Source organism: Streptomyces sp. NPDC058678, assembly GCF_042714835.1.
Lineage (GTDB): Bacteria > Actinomycetota > Actinomycetes > Streptomycetales > Streptomycetaceae > Streptomyces.
Window position 1 is genome coordinate 65,964 of sequence record NZ_JBHXSG010000016.1, and the last position, 18,773, is coordinate 84,736.

General features: G+C 69.4%; 16 protein-coding genes. 6 read left to right on the top strand and 10 right to left on the bottom strand.

What is annotated here, in order from left to right:
- Positions 1–107 precede the first annotated feature (107 nt).
- Positions 108–1,619: an APC family permease gene (locus tag ACFWWR_RS17120; protein ID WP_384303955.1), complete on the bottom strand. Its 1,512-nt coding sequence runs from the start codon at positions 1,617–1,619 to the stop codon at positions 108–110.
- A 192-nt stretch (positions 1,620–1,811) separates the two neighbouring features.
- Between ACFWWR_RS17120 and ACFWWR_RS17125 the strand changes: the two genes are divergently transcribed.
- Together ACFWWR_RS17125 and eutC are read left to right on the top strand one after the other, a co-directional pair.
- Entirely contained in the window at positions 1,812–3,200 is a 1,389-nt protein-coding gene (locus tag ACFWWR_RS17125) for an ethanolamine ammonia-lyase subunit EutB (RefSeq protein ID WP_384303958.1), read from the top strand.
- Complete coding sequence (eutC, locus tag ACFWWR_RS17130; RefSeq protein WP_383871615.1) at positions 3,197–3,970, top strand: ethanolamine ammonia-lyase subunit EutC; 774 nt, start codon at positions 3,197–3,199, stop codon at positions 3,968–3,970. The genes ACFWWR_RS17125 and eutC overlap by 4 nt, the downstream gene beginning before the upstream one ends.
- Here the strand turns inward: eutC and ACFWWR_RS17135 are convergent.
- The gene (locus tag ACFWWR_RS17135; RefSeq protein WP_384303961.1) at positions 3,958–4,551 is read right to left on the bottom strand and encodes a Uma2 family endonuclease; all 594 of its coding nucleotides are present in this window, start codon (positions 4,549–4,551) and stop codon (positions 3,958–3,960) included. The genes eutC and ACFWWR_RS17135 overlap by 13 nt on opposite strands.
- A 71-nt stretch (positions 4,552–4,622) precedes the next feature.
- Positions 4,623–5,507, bottom strand: coding sequence for a diacylglycerol kinase family protein (locus ACFWWR_RS17140; RefSeq protein ID WP_383871621.1), 885 nt, complete (start codon positions 5,505–5,507; stop codon positions 4,623–4,625).
- Between the two features lie 201 nt (positions 5,508–5,708).
- Between ACFWWR_RS17140 and ACFWWR_RS17145 the strand changes: the two genes are divergently transcribed.
- The gene (locus ACFWWR_RS17145) at positions 5,709–6,992 is read left to right on the top strand and encodes an adenylosuccinate synthase (protein ID WP_383871624.1); all 1,284 of its coding nucleotides are present in this window, start codon (positions 5,709–5,711) and stop codon (positions 6,990–6,992) included.
- A 174-nt stretch (positions 6,993–7,166) separates the two neighbouring features.
- Here the strand turns inward: ACFWWR_RS17145 and ACFWWR_RS17150 are convergent, their stop codons facing one another.
- The 5 genes from ACFWWR_RS17150 to ACFWWR_RS17170 are packed head-to-tail and all read right to left on the bottom strand — an operon-like array spanning position 7,167 to position 13,983.
- Positions 7,167–8,918, bottom strand: coding sequence for an RICIN domain-containing protein (locus tag ACFWWR_RS17150; protein WP_383871627.1), 1,752 nt, complete (start codon positions 8,916–8,918; stop codon positions 7,167–7,169).
- 48 nt (positions 8,919–8,966) lie between these two features.
- Positions 8,967–9,788, bottom strand: coding sequence for a carbohydrate ABC transporter permease (locus ACFWWR_RS17155; RefSeq protein ID WP_384303964.1), 822 nt, complete (start codon positions 9,786–9,788; stop codon positions 8,967–8,969).
- Positions 9,785–10,747 (bottom strand): carbohydrate ABC transporter permease, encoded by a 963-nt coding sequence (locus ACFWWR_RS17160; protein WP_383871633.1) that lies wholly within the window; start codon positions 10,745–10,747, stop codon positions 9,785–9,787. The genes ACFWWR_RS17155 and ACFWWR_RS17160 overlap by 4 nt, the downstream gene beginning before the upstream one ends.
- A 10-nt stretch (positions 10,748–10,757) precedes the next feature.
- Positions 10,758–12,002, bottom strand: coding sequence for an extracellular solute-binding protein (locus ACFWWR_RS17165; RefSeq protein ID WP_384303967.1), 1,245 nt, complete (start codon positions 12,000–12,002; stop codon positions 10,758–10,760).
- A gap of 40 nt (positions 12,003–12,042) precedes the next feature.
- Positions 12,043–13,983: a glycoside hydrolase family 127 protein gene (locus ACFWWR_RS17170; RefSeq protein WP_383871638.1), complete on the bottom strand. Its 1,941-nt coding sequence runs from the start codon at positions 13,981–13,983 to the stop codon at positions 12,043–12,045.
- Between the two features lie 208 nt (positions 13,984–14,191).
- Between ACFWWR_RS17170 and ACFWWR_RS17175 the strand changes: the two genes are divergently transcribed.
- Positions 14,192–15,232, top strand: coding sequence for a LacI family DNA-binding transcriptional regulator (locus ACFWWR_RS17175; RefSeq protein ID WP_383871641.1), 1,041 nt, complete (start codon positions 14,192–14,194; stop codon positions 15,230–15,232).
- A 3-nt stretch (positions 15,233–15,235) separates the two neighbouring features.
- On the opposite strand, the gene ACFWWR_RS17180 is transcribed toward ACFWWR_RS17175, so the two are convergent.
- Complete coding sequence (locus tag ACFWWR_RS17180) at positions 15,236–15,841, bottom strand: Uma2 family endonuclease (RefSeq protein WP_384304095.1); 606 nt, start codon at positions 15,839–15,841, stop codon at positions 15,236–15,238.
- 202 nt (positions 15,842–16,043) lie between these two features.
- Here ACFWWR_RS17180 and ACFWWR_RS17185 point away from each other — a divergent pair, with 202 nt between their 5' ends.
- Entirely contained in the window at positions 16,044–17,849 is a 1,806-nt protein-coding gene (locus ACFWWR_RS17185) for a bifunctional metallophosphatase/5'-nucleotidase (protein ID WP_384303970.1), read from the top strand.
- A gap of 67 nt (positions 17,850–17,916) precedes the next feature.
- Positions 17,917–18,051, top strand: coding sequence for a hypothetical protein (locus tag ACFWWR_RS17190; protein WP_383871773.1), 135 nt, complete (start codon positions 17,917–17,919; stop codon positions 18,049–18,051).
- Positions 18,052–18,054: 3 nt separating this feature from the next.
- Here ACFWWR_RS17190 and ACFWWR_RS17195 read toward each other — a convergent pair whose 3' ends face one another.
- Positions 18,055–18,705, bottom strand: coding sequence for a hypothetical protein (locus ACFWWR_RS17195; RefSeq protein WP_383871646.1), 651 nt, complete (start codon positions 18,703–18,705; stop codon positions 18,055–18,057).
- Positions 18,706–18,773: the final 68 nt, after the last annotated feature.

Genomic DNA, 18,773 nt, shown 5'->3' on the forward strand with positions numbered 1-18,773 from the left:
GTCAGGTCGTGCTGTCTCGCCGGGGTCAGGCCGTCATGTCCCGCCGACGCAGCCCCGCCGGCCCGGCCCCGGTCAGCGCGGCCGCCAGGAGGAGAAGGGCCGTACGGCTACCGCTCCTTCGTCTCCTCCAGTACCGTCCGCCCGATCAGCGCGTACCGGGACGGGTCGCGCCGCTTGAGGTACTGGGCGTACCCGATGCCCGCGGCCGCGACCAGCGCCACCAGCCACGGTGTCGCCTTCAGCACCAGCGAACCGGACTCCGTGCCGGCCGCCACTCCCATGTTGGACACCAGCAGGACGACCACCGCGAGCATGGCCACCCCGCCCACCAGCGGGGCGACGAACGTCTTGAACCAGTGCCTGCTCTCGGGGTGGTGCGTGCGGAAGTAGGCCAGCACCGCGAAGGAGCAGACGGCCTGCACGACGAGGATCGCCATGGTGCCGAGGATGGCGAGCAGGACGTACAGACCGGCGTACGGGTCCTTGCCCGCGATCCAGAACGCGGCGATCAGTACGGCGCTGACGATGGTCTGGACGAGGCCCGCGATGTGCGGGGAGCCGTGCTTGGCGTGGGTGCGGCCGATGGTCTTCTTCAGGGACGGCAGGACGCCCTCGCGGCCCAGCGCGTACATGTAGCGGGCGGCGCAGTTGTGGAAGGCCATGCCGCAGGCGAGTGAGCCGGTGATCATCAGCCACTGCATGACGACGACCGCCCAGTGGCCGACGTACTGCTCGGTGGGGTTGAAGAACAGCGCGAGGGGGTTCGCGGAGGAGGCGGCCGCCACGGCTTCCTTCTCGCCGTTGCCGATGATGGCCATCCAGGAGACGAAGACGTAGAAGACGCCGACGCCGAGGACCGAGATCATCGTCGCCTTGGGGATGATCTTCTTCGGGTTGCGGGACTCCTCGCCGTACATCGCGGTCGACTCGAAGCCGACCCAGGACCAGAAGGCGAAGAAGAGGCCGAGGCCGGCGGAGGTGCCCTGGAAGGCGTTGACCGGGTTGATCGGGCCGAAGGTGAAGCCGTTCGGGCCGCCGCCGTGGAGGGCGACCGAGATCGCCATCGCCGCGAGGATCGTCACCTCGGTGGCCAGCAGGACGACGAGCACCTTCTCCGCGACCGAGACGCCGAACCAGGTGCCCGTCGCGTTGACGGCGAGCATCAGGATCGCGAACGTCCACCACGGGATGTGAAGGCCCGTCTGGTCCTCGAGGGTGGTGGTCGCGAAGACCGAGAAGATGCCGATCAGGGCCGGCTCGAAGACGACGTACGCGAAGGTCGCCAGCAGCCCGGAGGCGAGACCGACGGTGCGGCCGAGGCCGTAGGAGATGAAGCCGTAGAAGGCGCCGGTGGAGGTGATGTGCTTCGCCATCGAGGTGAAGCCGACGGAAAAGATTGCCAGGACGACCATTGCGACGAGATAGCTCGCCGGGGCGCCGATGCCGTTGCCGGACGACACCATGAAGGGCACGTTGCCGGTCATCGCGGTGATCGGCGCGGCCGTCGCCACGGCCATGAAGACCACGCCGAGCAGGCCGATGGCGTTGGGCTTGAGCCGGTGGACGGTCTCCTCGCCGCCGGTCTCCGCCTCGGGGGCAACGCCCTCTTGTACTGCCATCGGGTGGCCCCTCTCCTGTCGGTCCGCTTGGGTACTCGTCCGGAATCCTGAAGTGCGAATGAGTCACCCAAAGGGCTGGAAGCGTTAAATGCATGTCAACTAGACCTTTAAAAACCGGGCGTGGCGAACGCCTTGGTTAACTCTCGGGCAGCTCGTGGACCGGGCCGGACCGCGCCTCGTAGCGTCCTCGGCATGAGCATCTACGCGTCCACCCTCGGCGGCGAGCGCCACCGCTTCGACTCCCTCGCGCGCCTGCTCGCCGCCGCGAGCCCCGAGCGCTCCGGCGACCGGCTGGCCGGGCTCGCCGCGTCGTCCGCCGGGGAGCGGGTCGCGGCGCGCTGGGCGCTGGCCGAGGTGCCGCTCGCGACCTTCCTCACCGAGCCGGTGATCCCGTACGAGAGCGACGACGTGACCCGGCTGATCCTCGACACGCACGACCCGCTGGCCTTCGCGCCGCTGGCCGGGATGACGGTCGGGGAGCTGAGGGAGTGGCTGCTGTCGGAGGCGGCGGACGCCGAGACGCTGGCGGCGGTGTCGCCCGGACTGACCCCGGAGATGGTCGCGGCCGTGTCCAAGCTGATGGGGAACGCGGACCTGGTGGCCGTCGCGCGCAAGGTCCGGGTCGTGACGGCCTTCCGCTCCACCATCGGCCTGCCGGGCCGGCTGGCGACCCGCCTCCAGCCCAACCACCCCACCGACGACCCGGCGGGCGTGGCCGCGGCCTTGCTCGACGGTCTGCTGCTGGGCTCCGGCGACGCGGTGATCGGCATCAACCCGGCGACGGACAGCCCGAAGGCCGTACGGGATCTGCTGGAGCTGTTGGACGGGGTCATCACGCGGTACGCGATCCCCACGCAGTCGTGCGTGCTGTGCCATGTGACGACCAGCGTGGACCTGATGGAAGGCGGGGCGCCCGTCGACCTCGTCTTCCAGTCCGTCGCCGGTACGCAGGCGGCGAACGCGTCCTTCGGGGTCACCCTCGGGCTGCTCGACGAGGCGTACGAGGCGGCGCGCGGGCTGGACCGGGGGACGGTCGGTGAGAACGTCATGTACTTCGAGACCGGCCAGGGTGCCGCCCTGTCGGCCGGCGCGCACCACGGGGTCGACCAGCAGACGGTCGAGGCACGGGCGTACGCGGTCGCCCGGCGCTACGACCCCCTGCTGGTGAACACGGTCGTCGGCTTCATCGGCCCGGAGTACCTCTACGACGGACGCCAGATCCTGCGGGCCGCCCTGGAGGACCACTTCTGCGGCAAGCTGCTCGGCCTGCCGATGGGCCTGGACATCTGCTACACCAACCACGCGGACGCCGATGACGACGACGTGGCGACCATGCTGACGATGCTCGGCGTGGCCGGCGCCTCGTTCGTGATCTGCACGCCGGGCGGCGACGACATCATGCTCAACTACCAGTCCGCCTCGTACCACGACGCCTTGTACCTGCGGGAGGTGCTCGGGCTGCGCCCCGCGCCGGAGTTCGAGGCCTGGCTGGAGTCGATCGGCCTGCTGGACGAACGCGGCGGGATCCGCGAGGTCACGGCACATCCGCTGACGGACATCGGACGGGAGCTGGCGGCATGAGTGAACTGGTCGCACACACCGAGGACTCGGCGCTCTGGTCGACGCTACGGCGTCACACCCAGGCCCGCATCGGCCTCGGCCGGGCCGGCTCCGGGCTGCCGACCCGGCACCGGCTGGAGCTCCAGGCCGCGCACGCGGCGGCGCGGGACGCGGTGCACTCGCCGTTCGACCCGGACACGGTCGCGGCCGCGCTGACCGGGACGCCGACGGTACGGGTCCGCAGCGCCGCCCCCGACCGGCTCACCTACCTGCAGCGTCCGGACCTGGGCCGCCGCCTGGACGCCACCGACCGCGCGCATCTGCCGTCTGGGGAGTGGGACCTGGTGTTCGTGGTCGCCGACGGGCTGTCCAGCCGGGCGGTGCACGAGCACGCGGCGGCGATGGTGCGGGCGACGACGTCCCGGCTGCCGGCCGACTGGCGGGTGGCCCCCGTCGTCCTGGCCGAGCAGGCGCGGGTGGCCCTCGGCGACGACATCGCCCACGCGATGGGTGCGGCGATGGTGGTCGTTCTGGTGGGGGAGCGGCCCGGCATGTCGGCGGCGGACTCCCTGGGCGCGTACCTCACGTACGGCCCGAAGCCCGGCGTGACGACCGACGCCGACCGCAACTGCCTGTCCAACATCCGGCCACCGCTGGGGCTGACCTACGAGACGGCGGCGGGGAAGCTGGCGGCGCTGATGGGCAGGGCGCGGGAGCTGGGGCTGACGGGGGTGGGGCTGAAGGACGAGTCGGACGCGTTGCCGGCGGTGGCCCCGGTTCAGTCCATGTAGGGCTTGAGCCGGTCGGTGTCGAGCGTGATGCCGACGGGGTCGGGAAGGGTGACCATGTCGCCGATCTTCACCGTGTGGATGTCCCGGTAGCCGTCCTCCGGGTCGGGCTTGCTGTGCACGACGACGGATGCGTTCTCGCGGTCGATCAGCAGGTAGACAGGGACGCCGGCCTCGGCGTACCCCCGGGGCTTCTCCATACGGTCGCGGTCGTGCGTGTCCGCGTCGTAGGAGGTGATCTCGATCGTCATCAGGACGCCGTCGGGGTCGGCCCAGTCGCCCTGGCCGGCGAAGTACCCGACGGGTGCGAGTGCTCCGTCAGGAAGGGCACGGCCGTTACGGTAACCCTCCACTTTCAGGCCCTGGGTCGGGTCGAGGTCGAGCTCGGGCCGGGCCTGCATGCACTGCCGGATCAGCCACATGATGATGGTGCTGTGATTGCCGTTCGTCACTTTCCTGAGCCCGATCCGTCCGTCGATGAACTCGAACCTGACGGTCTCGTCCTCGCGCTCGGCGAATTCGGCGATCCGCTCGAACATGTCCACCGACAACTGAGACGACGTGCGCTCTGTCATAACCGTCATGGTGCCTCCCTTCGTAGGCGGACACCAGCGTTACCGGAGACAGGTGCGGATGGGCGCGTTCCGGGATGTGATCACCCAAGTGAGTGATCACCAGCCGCCGCCACCGGCAAGGTCAGCCCCCAGGCCCCCTCCCACACCGTCCACGTCCGCCTCCGCACCGGCCCCGACACCACCGCGTCCGCCCGGTACCGGAAGTCCGGCCCCGACACGGTGATCCGCCGCCCCGTCGCCAGCAGCGGGGTCGCCTCCGCGCCCACCGACAGCGGCCGGGCCTCGACCTCGGCCAGCCCCGAGGCACCCGGGGTGACCGACAGGGCCTCCAGAGGCTGGTCCAGGTCCACCAGGGTGATCCCGTCGACCTCCACGCGGAGGCGGGAGTGGCCGAGGGTGGACGCCGGGGAGGACGAGCGGGTGGGGCGGGCCGTCACCAGGGTCCGTACGAGGGACTGGCACGTCCGTATCCACGGGCGGCCGGAGTCGAAGTCGGCGCCGTGCCGGTCCGTCTCCGCCGGCACCCCCAGCAGGTGCGGAATCCGCAAGGCCCCCAGCACCACCCCGTCGCTCTCGTCGACGAGCAGGTCCATGCGCCGCTCGGTGCCGTCCAGGACGGTCCGTGCCGCCGCCACCGCGCCCGCGGGGATGCCCAGGGAACGGGCCAGGGCCTGGGCGCCCCCCACCGGCACCACCGACAGCCCGCATCCGGCCAGTTCCCGCCACCGGTGCAGCAGGGACACCGTCCGCACCAGGGCCTGGTCGTCACCGATCACGACCGGCCTGCGGGAACCTTTTCTCCGGAGTGCCCGGGCGAATTCCTCGGGCCCCTCCGGGAGGCACACTTTCGTGGTCGCACCCGCGCTGAGCACGTCTTTCGCGATCCGTACGGCCTCACCGTCGGTCCGGCGGGCGACCGGGTCTATGACCACCAGGAGCTGGTCGGAAGTCGCCACCTCGGTCATGCCTCGCTTCCTCGGGTAGCATCTTTGTGCAAGAGCCCCTTGCGCTATTGCGCCAGGGGCTTCGTCTATTCCGGGGCATCCGGTCCGACGGGTTGCGGCCAACGAAGGTCGCCGGTGTACGAAACAGGCTGTGCGCGGCACAGTCAATGTCGCGTGCGCCTCTGACCTTGGACATGCCCCGCCCGGAAGGGGTGTACGCGCGTGCCCGCACTTGTGCTGCTCGGTGCTCAGTGGGGTGACGAAGGCAAGGGAAAGGCGACCGACCTGCTCGGTGGCTCGGTGGACTATGTGGTGCGCTACCAGGGCGGCAACAACGCCGGCCACACGGTAGTCGTGGGCGATCAGAAGTACGCCCTCCACCTCCTCCCTTCCGGAATCCTCTCGCCGGGGTGCACCCCGGTCATCGGCAACGGAGTCGTCGTCGACCCGTCGGTCCTGTTCTCCGAGCTGAACGGACTGAACGAACGCGGCGTCGACACGTCCAAGCTCCTGATCAGTGGTAACGCCCACATCATCACGCCGTACAACGTCACCGTCGACAAGGTGACGGAACGCTTCCTCGGGAAGCGGAAGATCGGGACCACCGGGCGCGGCATCGGCCCGACGTACGCGGACAAGATCAACCGTGTCGGCATCCGCGTCCAGGACCTGTACGACGAGTCGATCCTCACGCAGAAGGTCGAGGCGGCCCTCGACGTCAAGAACCAGATCCTCACGAAGCTCTACAACCGGCGTGCGATCGCCGTCGACCAGGTGGTCGAGGAGCTGCTGACCTACGCCGACAGGCTCGCGCCGTACGTCGCCGACACGGTCCTGGTCCTCAACCAGGCCCTGGAGAACGACAAGGTGGTCCTCTTCGAGGGCGGCCAGGGCACCCTCCTGGACATCGACCACGGCACGTACCCCTTCGTCACCTCCTCGAACCCGACCGCGGGCGGCGCCTGCACGGGCTCCGGGGTCGGCCCGACGAAGATCAGCCGGGTCATCGGCATCCTGAAGGCGTACACCACCCGGGTCGGCGCGGGCCCGTTCCCCACGGAGCTCTTCGACGAGGACGGCGAGGCGCTGCGCCGCATCGGCGGCGAGAAGGGCGTCACGACCGGCCGTGACCGCCGCTGCGGCTGGTTCGACGCGGTGATCGCCCGGTACGCGACCCGCGTGAACGGCCTGACGGACTTCTTCCTCACCAAGCTGGACGTCCTCACCGGCTGGGAGGAGATCCCGGTCTGCGTGGCGTACGAGATCGACGGCAAGCGCGTCGAGGAACTCCCGTACTCCCAGACCGACTTCCACCACGCGAAGCCGGTCTACGAGATGCTGCCGGGCTGGTCCGAGGACATCTCCAAGGCGAAGACCTTCGCCGACCTCCCGAAGAACGCGCAGGACTACGTCAAGGCGCTGGAGGAGATGTCCGGCGCTCCGATCTCGGCGATCGGCGTCGGCCCGGGCCGGACCGAGACGATCGAGATCAACTCGTTCATCTAGTAAGGCTGTTCGGCAGAGTTATCCCATGTGCCCCCGTGTGCCCCTGTCCGGTCCCGGCCGGGGGCACACGCGTGTGGGGCACCGCGAGGCCGTGCGGCGGGGCGGTGCGCCCGAGCGACACGAGTGCGCCCCCGGCCGACATCCGGGGGCGAACTCATACCTGGGGATCAGGCCTCAGCGCGAGGTCAGCCTCCACAGGTGGTCGGCGGTGCCGTTGTCGGTCCACTGGAGGACCTGGGCGCCGGAGGCGGTGCTCATCTGGTCCACGCCCAGCAGGAGCCCGCTGTTGTAGTTGGCGATCTTGTAGTAGCCGTCGCGGGCCGGGATCAACTGCCAGAGGTGGTCCGCGGTGCCGCTGTCGCCCCAGATCAGGGCCGTGCCGCCGTCACTCGTGCTCATGGTGTTGATGCCCAGCACCAAGCCGCTCTTCTGGTTGACGATCTTGTACAGACCCGAGCCGGCTCCCACCAGGGTCCAGTTCTGGTCGGTGCCGGTGGTGGACGTGGCCTGGACGACCGAGGTGCCCTGAGCCGTCGCCGTGTTCTGGGTGGCGAGAGCGAGACCGCTGTTGCGGTTGGTGATCTGGTAGCGCCCGGCCAGCGAGGTGGAGGTGCCGCTGGGGGTGACCACGACCCGGTAGCCGTCGGAGGCGTTCATCGTCACCGGCACGGTGACGGAGCCGCCCGAGACCGTGTGGTCGGCGTCCGAGATGGTGATCGGGCCGGGGGAGGCCGTGGTGCGGCCGGTGTGCGGGGTGTACTCCACCTTGACGTGGACCGTGCTCCCGAAGGCCGACAGCGACGAGAGGCCGTTGACGGTCACCGCGCAGGAGCCGGTGCAGCCGCCGGCGACGACGCTGATCTGGTTGCCCGCGCCGTTGCGGGAGGCGAAGCCGTCGATGCCCGTCTGCGCGGGGGGCGTGGTGACGACCATGTTGCCGGACATGTCGCCGTACCACTTGTAGGTCCAGTACGAGCCGTTGGGCGAGCCGCCGGTGCCGGTCAGGGTGTCGCCGAGGGTGCCGTACTGGTTCCAGAAGGCGAGCTCGGCGTCCCGGACGCCGGTCCGCTCGAACTTGGCGACGTAGCCGATGAGGGCGCCGGAGTTGCCCATCTCGGAGGGTGTGCCGTACTCCTCGATGGAGATCGGGCGCGGGCTGATGCCGAGGCTGCTCTCCAGCGCGCGGTATGCGGAGACATGGGCGGCGATGTCCTGGCTGCCGCTGAGTTCGTGCCAGGCGATGACGTCGGGGACGGTGCCGCTGGCCTTGGCGTCGGTGAGGAACTGGCTCATCCGGGACTGGTTCCAGGACGCGTCGCTCGGGCCCTGGATCGGGGTCGTGGTGTCCTTCGTCCGGATCTGCTTGTACGTGCGTGCCCAACCCGCGTTGAAGGCACCTGCGTTGGCGGTGTCCCAGGTCCAGTCGGGTTCGTTCCAGATCTCGTACGCGCTGATGTTGGTGGCGCCCGAGGACCGCACGGCGGTGACCTGCTTGTCGACGGCGGACAGCCAGTCGGCCCAACTCACCCACTTGTAGGGGAAGGTCGGGTACCAGTCCGGCATCCGGACGACCACCTTGGAGCCCGAGCGGGCCGCCTTGGGCGCTACGACGAGTGCGTCGCCGCCGGGTTTGGGCGCGCCGTTGGGTAGCTGGCTGCCGCCCGGGGCCATCTGTACGTAGGTGTGCGCCTTGAGGGCGTTGACCAGGCTGTCGGCGGGTGTGGACGCGTCGGCGAGGCCGTAGAGACTGCCGCTCGCCACATGGGTGACAGAGCGCAGGGTCTGGTTGGCGTTGACGACCAGCGTGGTGGCGGCGGTGGGGGCCGCCTGGGCCGGGGTGGTGGTGGCGAGCGCGGTGACCGCGAGAGCGGCCGCGCCGAGGGCGGCGGTCAGGCGCCCGCGGGTGGGGGGTCTTGAGCGGCTCATGACAGAGGTTCTCCTCAACGGAGGGGATGGGAAACGAGGTCGTTCGGGTCAGTCCTTCACCGCGCCCGCGGTCACACCCGCGGCCACGTAGCGCTGCGCGAGGACCAGCAGCACCGCTGCGGGGACGGACGCGACGACGGCGGTGGCCATGATCGCGTTCCACTCCTGGTTGTTGTTGCCGATGTACTTGTAGATGCCGAGGGTGATCGGCCTCCAGTCGCCGCCGCCGTCGAGGGTGTTGGCGAAGACGAAGTCGGACCAGGCCCACAGGAAGCTGAAGAGGGAGACGGTGACGACGGCGTTGCGGCTCACCGGCAGGACGATCGACCAGAAGGTGCGGAAGGTCCCGGCGCCGTCGATGCGGGAGGCGGCGATGAGCTCGCCGGGGATGCCCGACATGAACGCCGTGAAGATCATGACGCCGAAGGGCACGGCGATGGTGGAGTCCGCGACGATCAGGCCCCACCAGGAGTTGAGCAGGCCGAGGTCGAGGAAGATGCCGTAGAAGCCCATCGCCATGACGATCCCGGGGATCATCTGGGCGACGAGGAGGACCAGGCCCAGGGCGCCGCCTCCGAGCGGGCGCAGCTTCGCCAGTGCGTAGCCGGCCGGGGCCGCGAGGACGAGGGTGAGGGCGACCGTGCCGAGGCCGATCAGCAGGCTCGTGCCGAGGTACGGCATCTGGTCGTCGAGGACGGCCCGGTAGCCCTCGAAGGTGGGGTGCAGCGGGAACAGGTCCGGCGGGGTCTTGCGCATGTCCTGCTGCGGGGTGAGGGACACGTTGAGCATCCAGTACACCGGGAACAGCATCAGCGCGGTCAGGACGAGCCCGATCACGGTGTAGCGGCGGGAACCCGTGCGCGACTTCACGCTTCCTGCCTCCTCTGGACGCGGATGTACAGCAGGCCGAAGACGAGGGCGATGAGGATGAGGATGTTGCCGACCGCCGCCCCCGGCCCGAACTTGGGCAGCAACGTGCCGAAGCCGAGTTGGTAGGACCAGGTCGCCAGGGTGGACGAGGCGTCGCCCGGGCCGCCCTTGGTCATGATCCAGATCAGGTCGAACACCTTGAGGGTGTAGACGAGGCCGAGGAGCAGGGTGATCGCCGACACCGGCCGCAGCAGCGGGAAGGTGATCCGGCGGAACTGCTGCCAGGCACTCGCGCCGTCCAGGGACGCCGCCTCGTACAGCTCGCCGGGGATGTTCTGCAGCCCGCTGTAGAGGATGACCAGGTTGAACGGGATGCCGATCCAGATGTTCGCGATGATCACCGAGGTGAGCGCCCAGTCCGGCGAGGTGAGCCAGCCGACCGCGTCCACGCCGAAGAAGTGGAGAAAGTAGTTCACCACGCCCGACTCGCTGTTGAGCATCCACGACCACGAGGACGCCGACACGATCAGCGGCAGCAGCCACGGGATCAGGAACAGGGCGCGCAGGGTGGGCGCCAGGCGGAAGTGCCGGTTGAAGAAGACCGCGAGGGCGAGCCCGATGGCGTACTGGAAGAGGATCGACACCAAGGTGAAGATCATGGTGTGGCGCATCGCCGGGCCGAACGTCGGGTCGTCGAGCACCTTCCGGAAGTTGTCCCAGCCGGAGAACGGCGCGTCCCCCGCCACGAACGACCGCACGGTGTAGTCGCGCAGGCTCAGGTCGAGGTTGCGGTAGAGGGGATACAGGTAGAACGCGGCGAGGTAGGCGATCAGCGGGGCGACGAAGGCGAGCGCGGTCAGACGGCTCCTGCGTCTCTGCCGGCGCCGCAGTGGCAGGGGATCGGCCGCCTTCGGTACGACCCGGTCCCGTGGCGGGCGGTCGACTCGGGCGATGGTCATGGCGGGGGACCTAGCCCTTCTCGGCGCTCGACTGGGCCGTGTCCAGGGCGTCCTTGGGGCTCTTGCCGCCGGACAGGGCCGACTGGACGGCGGTCCACATCGGCTGGGAGATGGTGGGGTACTTCGAGCCGAGGCCGCCACTGGTGCGGCCGCGGGCGGCGGCGACCGCGGACACCCACGGCTCGAGCTTCGGGTTCGCCGCCACCTGCTTGGCCTGCACGGTGGCCGTCGGGGCGATGTACGTCAACGTCGTGTCCGTGGCCAGGAGGTTCGCGTCACTGGTCAGACAGGTGACGACCTTCTTGCTGACGTCGTAGCGCGCGCTGTCCTTCTGCACGGGCACGGTGACGAACTCGCCGCCCGTCGGCACCGGTGCCGAACCCCCGTTCTGTGCCGGGATGTTGATGACGCCGTAGTCGAAGCCGGCTTTGTCGGCGTTGCCGAGCTGCCAGGTGCCGTTCTCGCCGAAGGCGTAGTCGCCGGTGGCGAACTCCTGCCAGCTGGTGGTCTGCGTGTTCTGGAGGACGTCCTTGGGGGCCAGCCCGTCGTCCACCCACTGCTTCCACAGGGTCAGCGCCGCCACGCCCTTGTCGGAGTCGAGCGTCGTCAGGTCCCCGCCCGCGCCCCAGAACCACGGCAGGAACTGGAAGCTGCCCTCCTCCGTGTTGATAGCGGAGAAGGTGATGCCCTTCTTCCCGGCCGCCTTGACCTTCTGCAGGGCCGCGGTGAGGGAGTTCCAGTCCTTGATGGTGGCGGGGTCGACGCCGGCCGCCGACAGGACCTTCTTGTTGTAGTAGAGGGCGAGGGTGTTGGCGCCGATCGGGACGCCGTAGGAGGCGTCGTCGATGGTGCCCGCGCCGATGATGTTCTTCTGGATCGACTTGGTGTCGAGGCCGAGGTCGCTCGTCTTGTTGAGGATGCCCGCCTCGACGAGCGTGGAGACCACCGGGTTGTCCACCAGCATCACGTCGGGCGCGTTGCCCTGCTGGGCCGCCAGCAGCGCCTTGTTGCCCAGGTCGGTCGTGTCGTACGCGGTGCGCTTGACGGTCACCCCGGCCTTCGTCCCGCACTCGGTGACGAGCTTGCCCCACGGGGAGGAGGCGTCGAACTGCGGATACGGGTCCCAGAAGGTGTACGTCCCTCCGGACGCGTCGGAGGAGCCCGAGTCGTCGGAGCCGCCTCCGCAGGCGGTGAGGGAGGCGAGAGTGCCGACGGCGGCGAGTGCGGCCAGGAGAGTGCGGCGGGTGGGTATCAAGGGGTGACCTCGTTGTCGTGTGCGGGAAGGCAGGGGGGCTTCAGGAGATGGGCAGCCAGACGCGCATGCCGCCGTCCTCGCGGTTGGCCCAGGTGTAGTAGGGGACGGCGGTCAACTCGACGGGCTCGCCGTCCGGTCGGGGCGATTCGTCGGCGGGGCCGTACGGCCACCAGCCCGCGTCGGGAAGGTGCCGGCGCCGGCCCGCCGCCACGACCGTGGTGACGCCGCCGAGCAGGTCAGGGCGTTGCTTCACGGCGAGCGGGCGGGTGGTGTCGAGGACGATGTCGTCCAGGCCGCCGCCGGGGTGGTCGACCCCTTCGAGGCAGTAGACGAGGGGCCCGCGTTCGATGGCCACGCAGCCGCGCACGGCGTCCACCCGCGGGTCGGCGGCGGTCAGCCGCGGCTCAAGGGGGAGTTCGAGGACGACCTGGTCGCCGGGCGCCCAGGTCCGCTCCAGCCGTAGCCAGCCGTCGGTCACGGGACCCTCGTACGTCTCCTCCGCGCACCGCGCGCGGAAGTCGGGGCACCACTGCGGGATGCGCAGGGAGAGCGTCCAGGAGCGATCGGCCGGGGCGTCCTCGACGGTGAGGGCGACGGTGCCGTGCCAGGGGTAGTCGGTCTCGCAGCGGACGGTGATCCGGTCGGCGGTGTAGCGGCCGGTGACGTACTGGTGGATCTGGAGTCCCTGGTCGTCACCGCTGGCCAGATAGTGTTCCAGGCTTGCCAGCAGCCGCATGACGTTCGGCGGGCAGCAGGCGCAGCGGAACCAGCGGGTGCGGCGGGCCGACTGGTCGCCGCCGGGGTCGGTGTGGCCGTCGCGGACCTGGAGCGGGTTGACGTACAGCCAGCCCTCGCCGTCCAGCGACACACCGGCCAGGAAGCCGTTGTAGAGGGTGCGTTCGATCAGGTCGGAGTAGCGGGCCTCGCCGGTGAGCAGGGCCATGCGCCAGCTCCACTGGACGGAGGCGATGGCGGCGCAGGTCTCGCAGTAGGCGCGCTCGTTGGGCAGTTCGTACGGGTCGCCGAAGTCCTCCTCGTCGTGGTGGGCGCCGAGGCCGCCGGTGAGGTGGGTCTTGGTGGTGGTCATGGCGTGCCACAACCGTTCGGCGGCGGCGCGGAGTTCGGCGTCGCCGGTCTCGGTGGCGAGGTCGGCCGCGGCGGCCAGCAGGTAGAGCTGTCGTACGGCGTGACCCTCCACGTTCGTCGCCTCGCGCACCGGGACGCGGTCCTGGCAGTAGGCCTCGCCGCCGAGCAGCCCGTGACCGTGCCGGTCGACGAAGTAGGCGGCGAGGTCGAGGTAGCGGCGCTCGCCGGTCTCCCGGTACAGCTCGACCAGGGCGGTCTCGACCTCGGGGTGGCCGTCGATGCCGTCGATGGGCTTGCCGCTGCCGGGCGGGCCGAAGACGGAGTCGACGTGGTCGGCGAACTTGCGTGCCACGTCGAGCAGTTCGGGCCGGCCCGTGGCGCGGTGGTGGGCGACGGCGGCCTGGATGAGATGGCCCGCGCAGTACAGCTCGTGCCCCCAGCGCAGGTCCTGGTACCGCTCGCCGCCCTTGACCAGCTGGAACCAGGTGTTCAGGTAGCCGTCGGGCTGCTGGGCGGCGGCGACGAGGCCGGTGATCCGGTCGACGTGTGCTTCGAGATCCCCGGCCGGCTCCTGGGCCAGCTGCCAGGAGGCCGCCTCCAGCCACTTGTAGACGTCCGTGTCCACGAAGGGGTAGGCGCCCTGGAACTCGCCGTCGGCCGCCGCATCCGACAGCGCCTCCGCCATGCCCGCCGCGAGCCGCAGGTTGTGCAGGTTCCCGGCGGACTCCAGCAGCTGTGGCCCCTGCGGGATGGAGGTGCGTGCGTTGACCTCCCGCCTGGTGTGCCACAGGCCCGCCTCGATGACGGCGGCGGCGGGACGCAGCGCGGCGCGGGCGTCCGGACCGAGACGGACCGGGCCCGTCGCGGGCGGGGCGGCGGCGGGTGTGCGGGGCATGGCTCTCCGAGGGTTGAGCGGTATCTGCCGAGCGGCATCTCGAGTCACTGTTTGAGCAACCGTTTTCCTGACGAGAAAGTAGAGGGGAGGAGGCAAGTACGGTCAAGAGGAGCGGCAAGATATTTTCCAGCTTTCTCACGGGCTGGAACTCAACACCCTTCGATGCCACGATGGTCGGCAGCGTTGTCACCCAGGAAAAGGTTTGCTCGTGACCCAGGCTGCAAGTGCTCCAGGCTCTCCTCCCGCCGGCCGGGCCCGGCTCGCCGACGTCGCAGCGCTCGCGGGCGTCAGCGTGGGCACGGCGTCCAAGGCGCTCAACGGCGGCGGAAGAATGCGCCCGGAGACCCGCCGGCGGGTCATGGACGCCGTGGCGACGCTCGGCTTCCGCCCCAACCAGCACGCCCAGAGCCTGCACACCGGCCGCAGCTGGACCGTCGGCCTGATGACCACGGACGGCATCGGCCGCTTCAGCACGCCGGTGCTCCTCGGCGCCGAGGACGCGCTCGGCGCCGGCAAGATCTCCGTCCTCCTCTGCGACACCCGCGGCGACGCGATCCGGGAACAGCACCACCTGCGCAACCTCATGGACCGCCGGGTGGACGGCATCATCGTCACCGGCCGCCGCACGGACCCACGCCCGCCGCTGACCGGCATCAGCGGCCTGGAGACGATCCCGGTGGTCTATGCCCTGTCACCCTCCACGGACCCGGCCGACACCTCCGTCGTCTCCGACGACCGCGGCGGCGCCCGACTGGCCGTGGAACACCTCCTGTCCGCCGGCCGCACCCGCATCGCCCACGTCACCGGCCCCGAACACCACGCCGCCGCCCGCGACCGGGCCCGCCACGGCGTGGAACACCTGGAGGGCGCGGGGTTCGGTCTGTCCACCGGCCGGGTCCACTTCGGCGAGTGGAGCGAGGCCTGGGGGCGCCGCGCCGCCGACGCGGTCCTGCGTACGGCCCCGGAGACGGACGCGTTCTTCTGCGGCAACGACCAGATAGCGCGGGGGATCGCGGACGCGTTGCGCGAGCGTGGAGTGAACGTCCCGGACGAGATCGCGGTGGTCGGCTACGACAACTGGGACACCATGGCGCTGGCCTCTCGGCCGCCCCTCACCACGATCGACATGAACCTCGCGGAGATCGGGCGGATCGCGGCACTGCGGCTGCTGGAGGCGATTGACGCGGAGGAGGGTGCGCCGGGGGAGCACACGGTGCCGTGCCGGCTGGTGGTGCGGGAGTCGACGTGAGGGTCAGCTGTCTGTCGGCGCCTGGAAACCGGTGGTGTCGAGCGTGCAGTCGAAGGGGGCGGGGATGTCGAGCTTCTCACCGAACGGCTTGGTGAGGCGGGCCTCGTACCCCTTGGCGGACGGCGTCCACAGCACGGTGGCCTGCTCTTCCTGCATGTCGAGGACCAGGTAAACGGGTACGCCTGCCTTCCCGTAGGTCTCGACCTTGTCGGTCAGATCGTCGTGCCGAGTGGAAGGCGAGGTCAGTTCGGCGACGAAGGAGAGGGCTTCGCCGTCCAAGTGGTTGCTGATGGTCTCATGGGTGCGCTGGTGAGTGGCGTGGATATCGGGGCCGTAAGCGCGCTCGGAGCCCGGAAGCACGTAAAGGAAGGGCGCGGCGCTGATCCGGTGCTCTTCGGGCAGGTGAGGGCGCAGCTGATCGCAGATCAACTCCATGACCTTGAGGTAATACCCCTTCGACCACGGCGACACGACGATGTTCCCCTTGATGATCTCGGCCTTGTAGCCGTCCGGCACGTACAGCTCGTCGAGGGCGCCCAGGAGGTCCTCGAAGCTGGGGGACTCGGTAGTGCCGCTTATGGTGATCGGTCGCTCGGCCATCAACGTCATGATGCGCCCTTTCCCTGAGACGGGCCAGTCAAGACTGAGAGTGGCTGTTCGCCTACTGTCCGGCAGATCTTCGATCATTTCCGTTTTGTTGACCCGCCCATGGCCTGCCCCTTGTTCCCGGCGATCCTGGCCGCGGCCACCATCTACGCGTGTAGCCCCCGCACGGCACCCTCTCGCCGCTTCCGTCCTCCGAGGAGACCGCATGCCCGTCAGTCCCATGAACCGCCGTGAGTTCGTGCAGAAGTCGGCCGTCACCGGTGCGGCCGTGGCAGCCGTGGGGGCCGCCGCGGTCCCCGCGCGGGCAGCGGACCGCAAGCCCGAACACTCCCCCCGCACCTGGTCGTTCTCCATCCTCGGCACCACCGACCTGCACAGCCACGTCTTCGACTGGGACTACTACACGGACGCCGCCTACAAGGACGCGAAGGGCAACTCCGTCGGCGTCGCCCGGGTCGCCACGCTGATCAAGCAGCAGCGGGAGGCCAAGGGCGAGGACCGTGTCCTGCTCGTCGACGCGGGCGACATCATCCAGGGGACGTCACTGGCGTACTACTACGCGCGCGTGGACCCCATCACGAGCGCGGACGCGCCCGAGCACCCCATGGCCGTCGCCATGAACCACATGCGCTACGACGCCGCCGCCCTCGGCAATCACGAGTTCAACTACGGCATCGACGTGCTGCGCACGTTCGAGAGCCAGTGCCGTTTCCCGCTGCTCGGCGCCAACGCGCTGGACGCGAAGACCCTCAGGCCCGCCTTCCGGCCGTACACCGTGAAGCGGATCCGCGTGCCGGGGGCTCCCGACATCAAGGTGGGCGTCCTCGGCCTCACCAACCCCGGCATCGCCCTGTGGGACAAGGACAACGTGAGCGGGAAGATGGTGTTCCCGGGGCTGGTCGAGCAGGCGAAGAAGTACGTCCCGCGCATGCGTGCCCTCGGCTGTGACGTCGTCTTCCTGACCGACCACTCGGGCCTCGACGGCAGCTCGTCGTACGGCGACGAACTTCCGTACGTCGAGAACGCCTCGAACCTCGTCGCCGAGCAGGTCCCCGGCATCGACGCGATCCTCGTCGGTCACACGCACGTCGAGGTGCCGTCGTACACGGTCACCAACACGGAGACCGGCAAGGACGTCGTCCTGTCCGAGCCGTACTGCTGGGGCATGCGGCTGACCGTCTTCGACTTCGACCTCGAACTCGTTCGGGGCCAGTGGAAGGTCACGAAGACCACCGCCCAGACCCTCGACCCCAAGGGCGTGGCGGAGGACGTCGAGATCACCGAACTCCTCAAGGCCGACCACGAGTTGGTGGTGAAGTACGTCAACACTCCCGTCGGCACCTGCACGCAGGACCTCTCGGCCGCCGAGTCGTGCTGGAAGGACGTACCCATCATGGACTTCATCCACGAGGTCCAGACGAAGACGGTGGCCGCCGGTCTGTCCACCGCGGACGCCGCCCTGCCGCTGATCTCGGTCGCCGCGCCCTTCAGCCGCACCGCCGACATCCCGGCCGGCGACGTGACCATCAGGGACATCGCCGGGCTCTACATCTACGACAACACCCTGTACGGCAAGAAGCTCACCGGCGCCCAGCTCAGGGACTACCTGGAGTACGCGGCGAAGTACTACCACCAGGTCCCGGCGGGCACCGCCGTCGACACCTCCGCCCTCACCAACGCCAACAGCTTCTGGGACTACATGTACGACACGGCGGCGGGCGTCTCGTACGAGATCGACATCGCGCAGGCCGAGGGCTCGCGGATCAAGAACCTGACGTACGACGGAAAGGCGGTGACCGACGACCAGGTCTTCGTCGTCGCCGTCAACAACTACCGGGCGAACGGCGGTTCCGGTTACCCGCACATCGCCGACGCCGGCATCGCGTACAGCTCCACCAACGAGATCCGCCAGCTGATGATCGACTACGTGACGGGGAAGGGAACGCTGGACCCGGTGGACTTCGCGGCCACCAACTGGAAGCTGACGCAGGGCGGTACGCCGGTGTTCTGAAGCGGTCGGCAATCCCTGCATGTCGCACTGTATGAATTTGCGTGCACCAGCGATACATATCGGGCATATGGACATGCAGGACAGCTCCCAGATGCCGGTGATCAGCGAGCCGTTCTTCCTCGACCTGGGCGCGAAGATCTCCTACACGCCCGTCATGAACAGCGAGGACGTGCAGAAGGGCCTCTCCCAGCCGGGTCGCTGACCCTCAGCTGAAGATGATCATCGATCCCTGGGCCAGACTCCGCGTCGCCGCCGCGTGCAGGCCGAGCCACACGTGACGTTCGCGGGCGAAGGGGCTGGGGTCGTAGGGGACCGGTGCGGCCGGCTCCTCCAGCTCCGTGGGACCGAGTGGTGCTTCCGGGGGCGCTGGAGGGTTGGCCGGGTCGATGCCGAGTGACGGGGCGACGAACTCCAGCTCCCGCAACAGCGTCTGGGACGAACCGAGCGGGCCGCCGCCCGCGAGGAGTTCGTCGTTGGACAGCGGGTGCGGGAAGTCCACCGGGACGTACGCGCCCGCGTGGTCGTAGTGCCACACGAGGTGGGACTGCTGGGCCGTCGTCTCGAACATCTCCAGCAACTGCTCGTAGTCCCCGCCCAGTTCGTCCACCGGCGTCACCGGCAGCCCGCAGACCTGGAGCAGGTAGGCGCGGCGCAGGAAGTGCAGCGCGTCGTAGTCGAAGCCGGCCACCGGGGCGACCTCGCCGGACAGTCCCGGCATGTACTGGTACACCGGAACCGGCGGGAGCCCGGCCTCGGCGAGCACCTTGTTGTATTGCGCGAGTTCCTCGGCGAACGGATTGTCCGGGGTGTGGCACAACACGTCTACGAGCGGCACCAGCCACAGGTCACAGGCCAAAAGTCAGCTCCTCGGTCACTCGCAGCGCTGCGGTCGTCACAGTGGTCGTCACACGGTGGTCAAGGCAG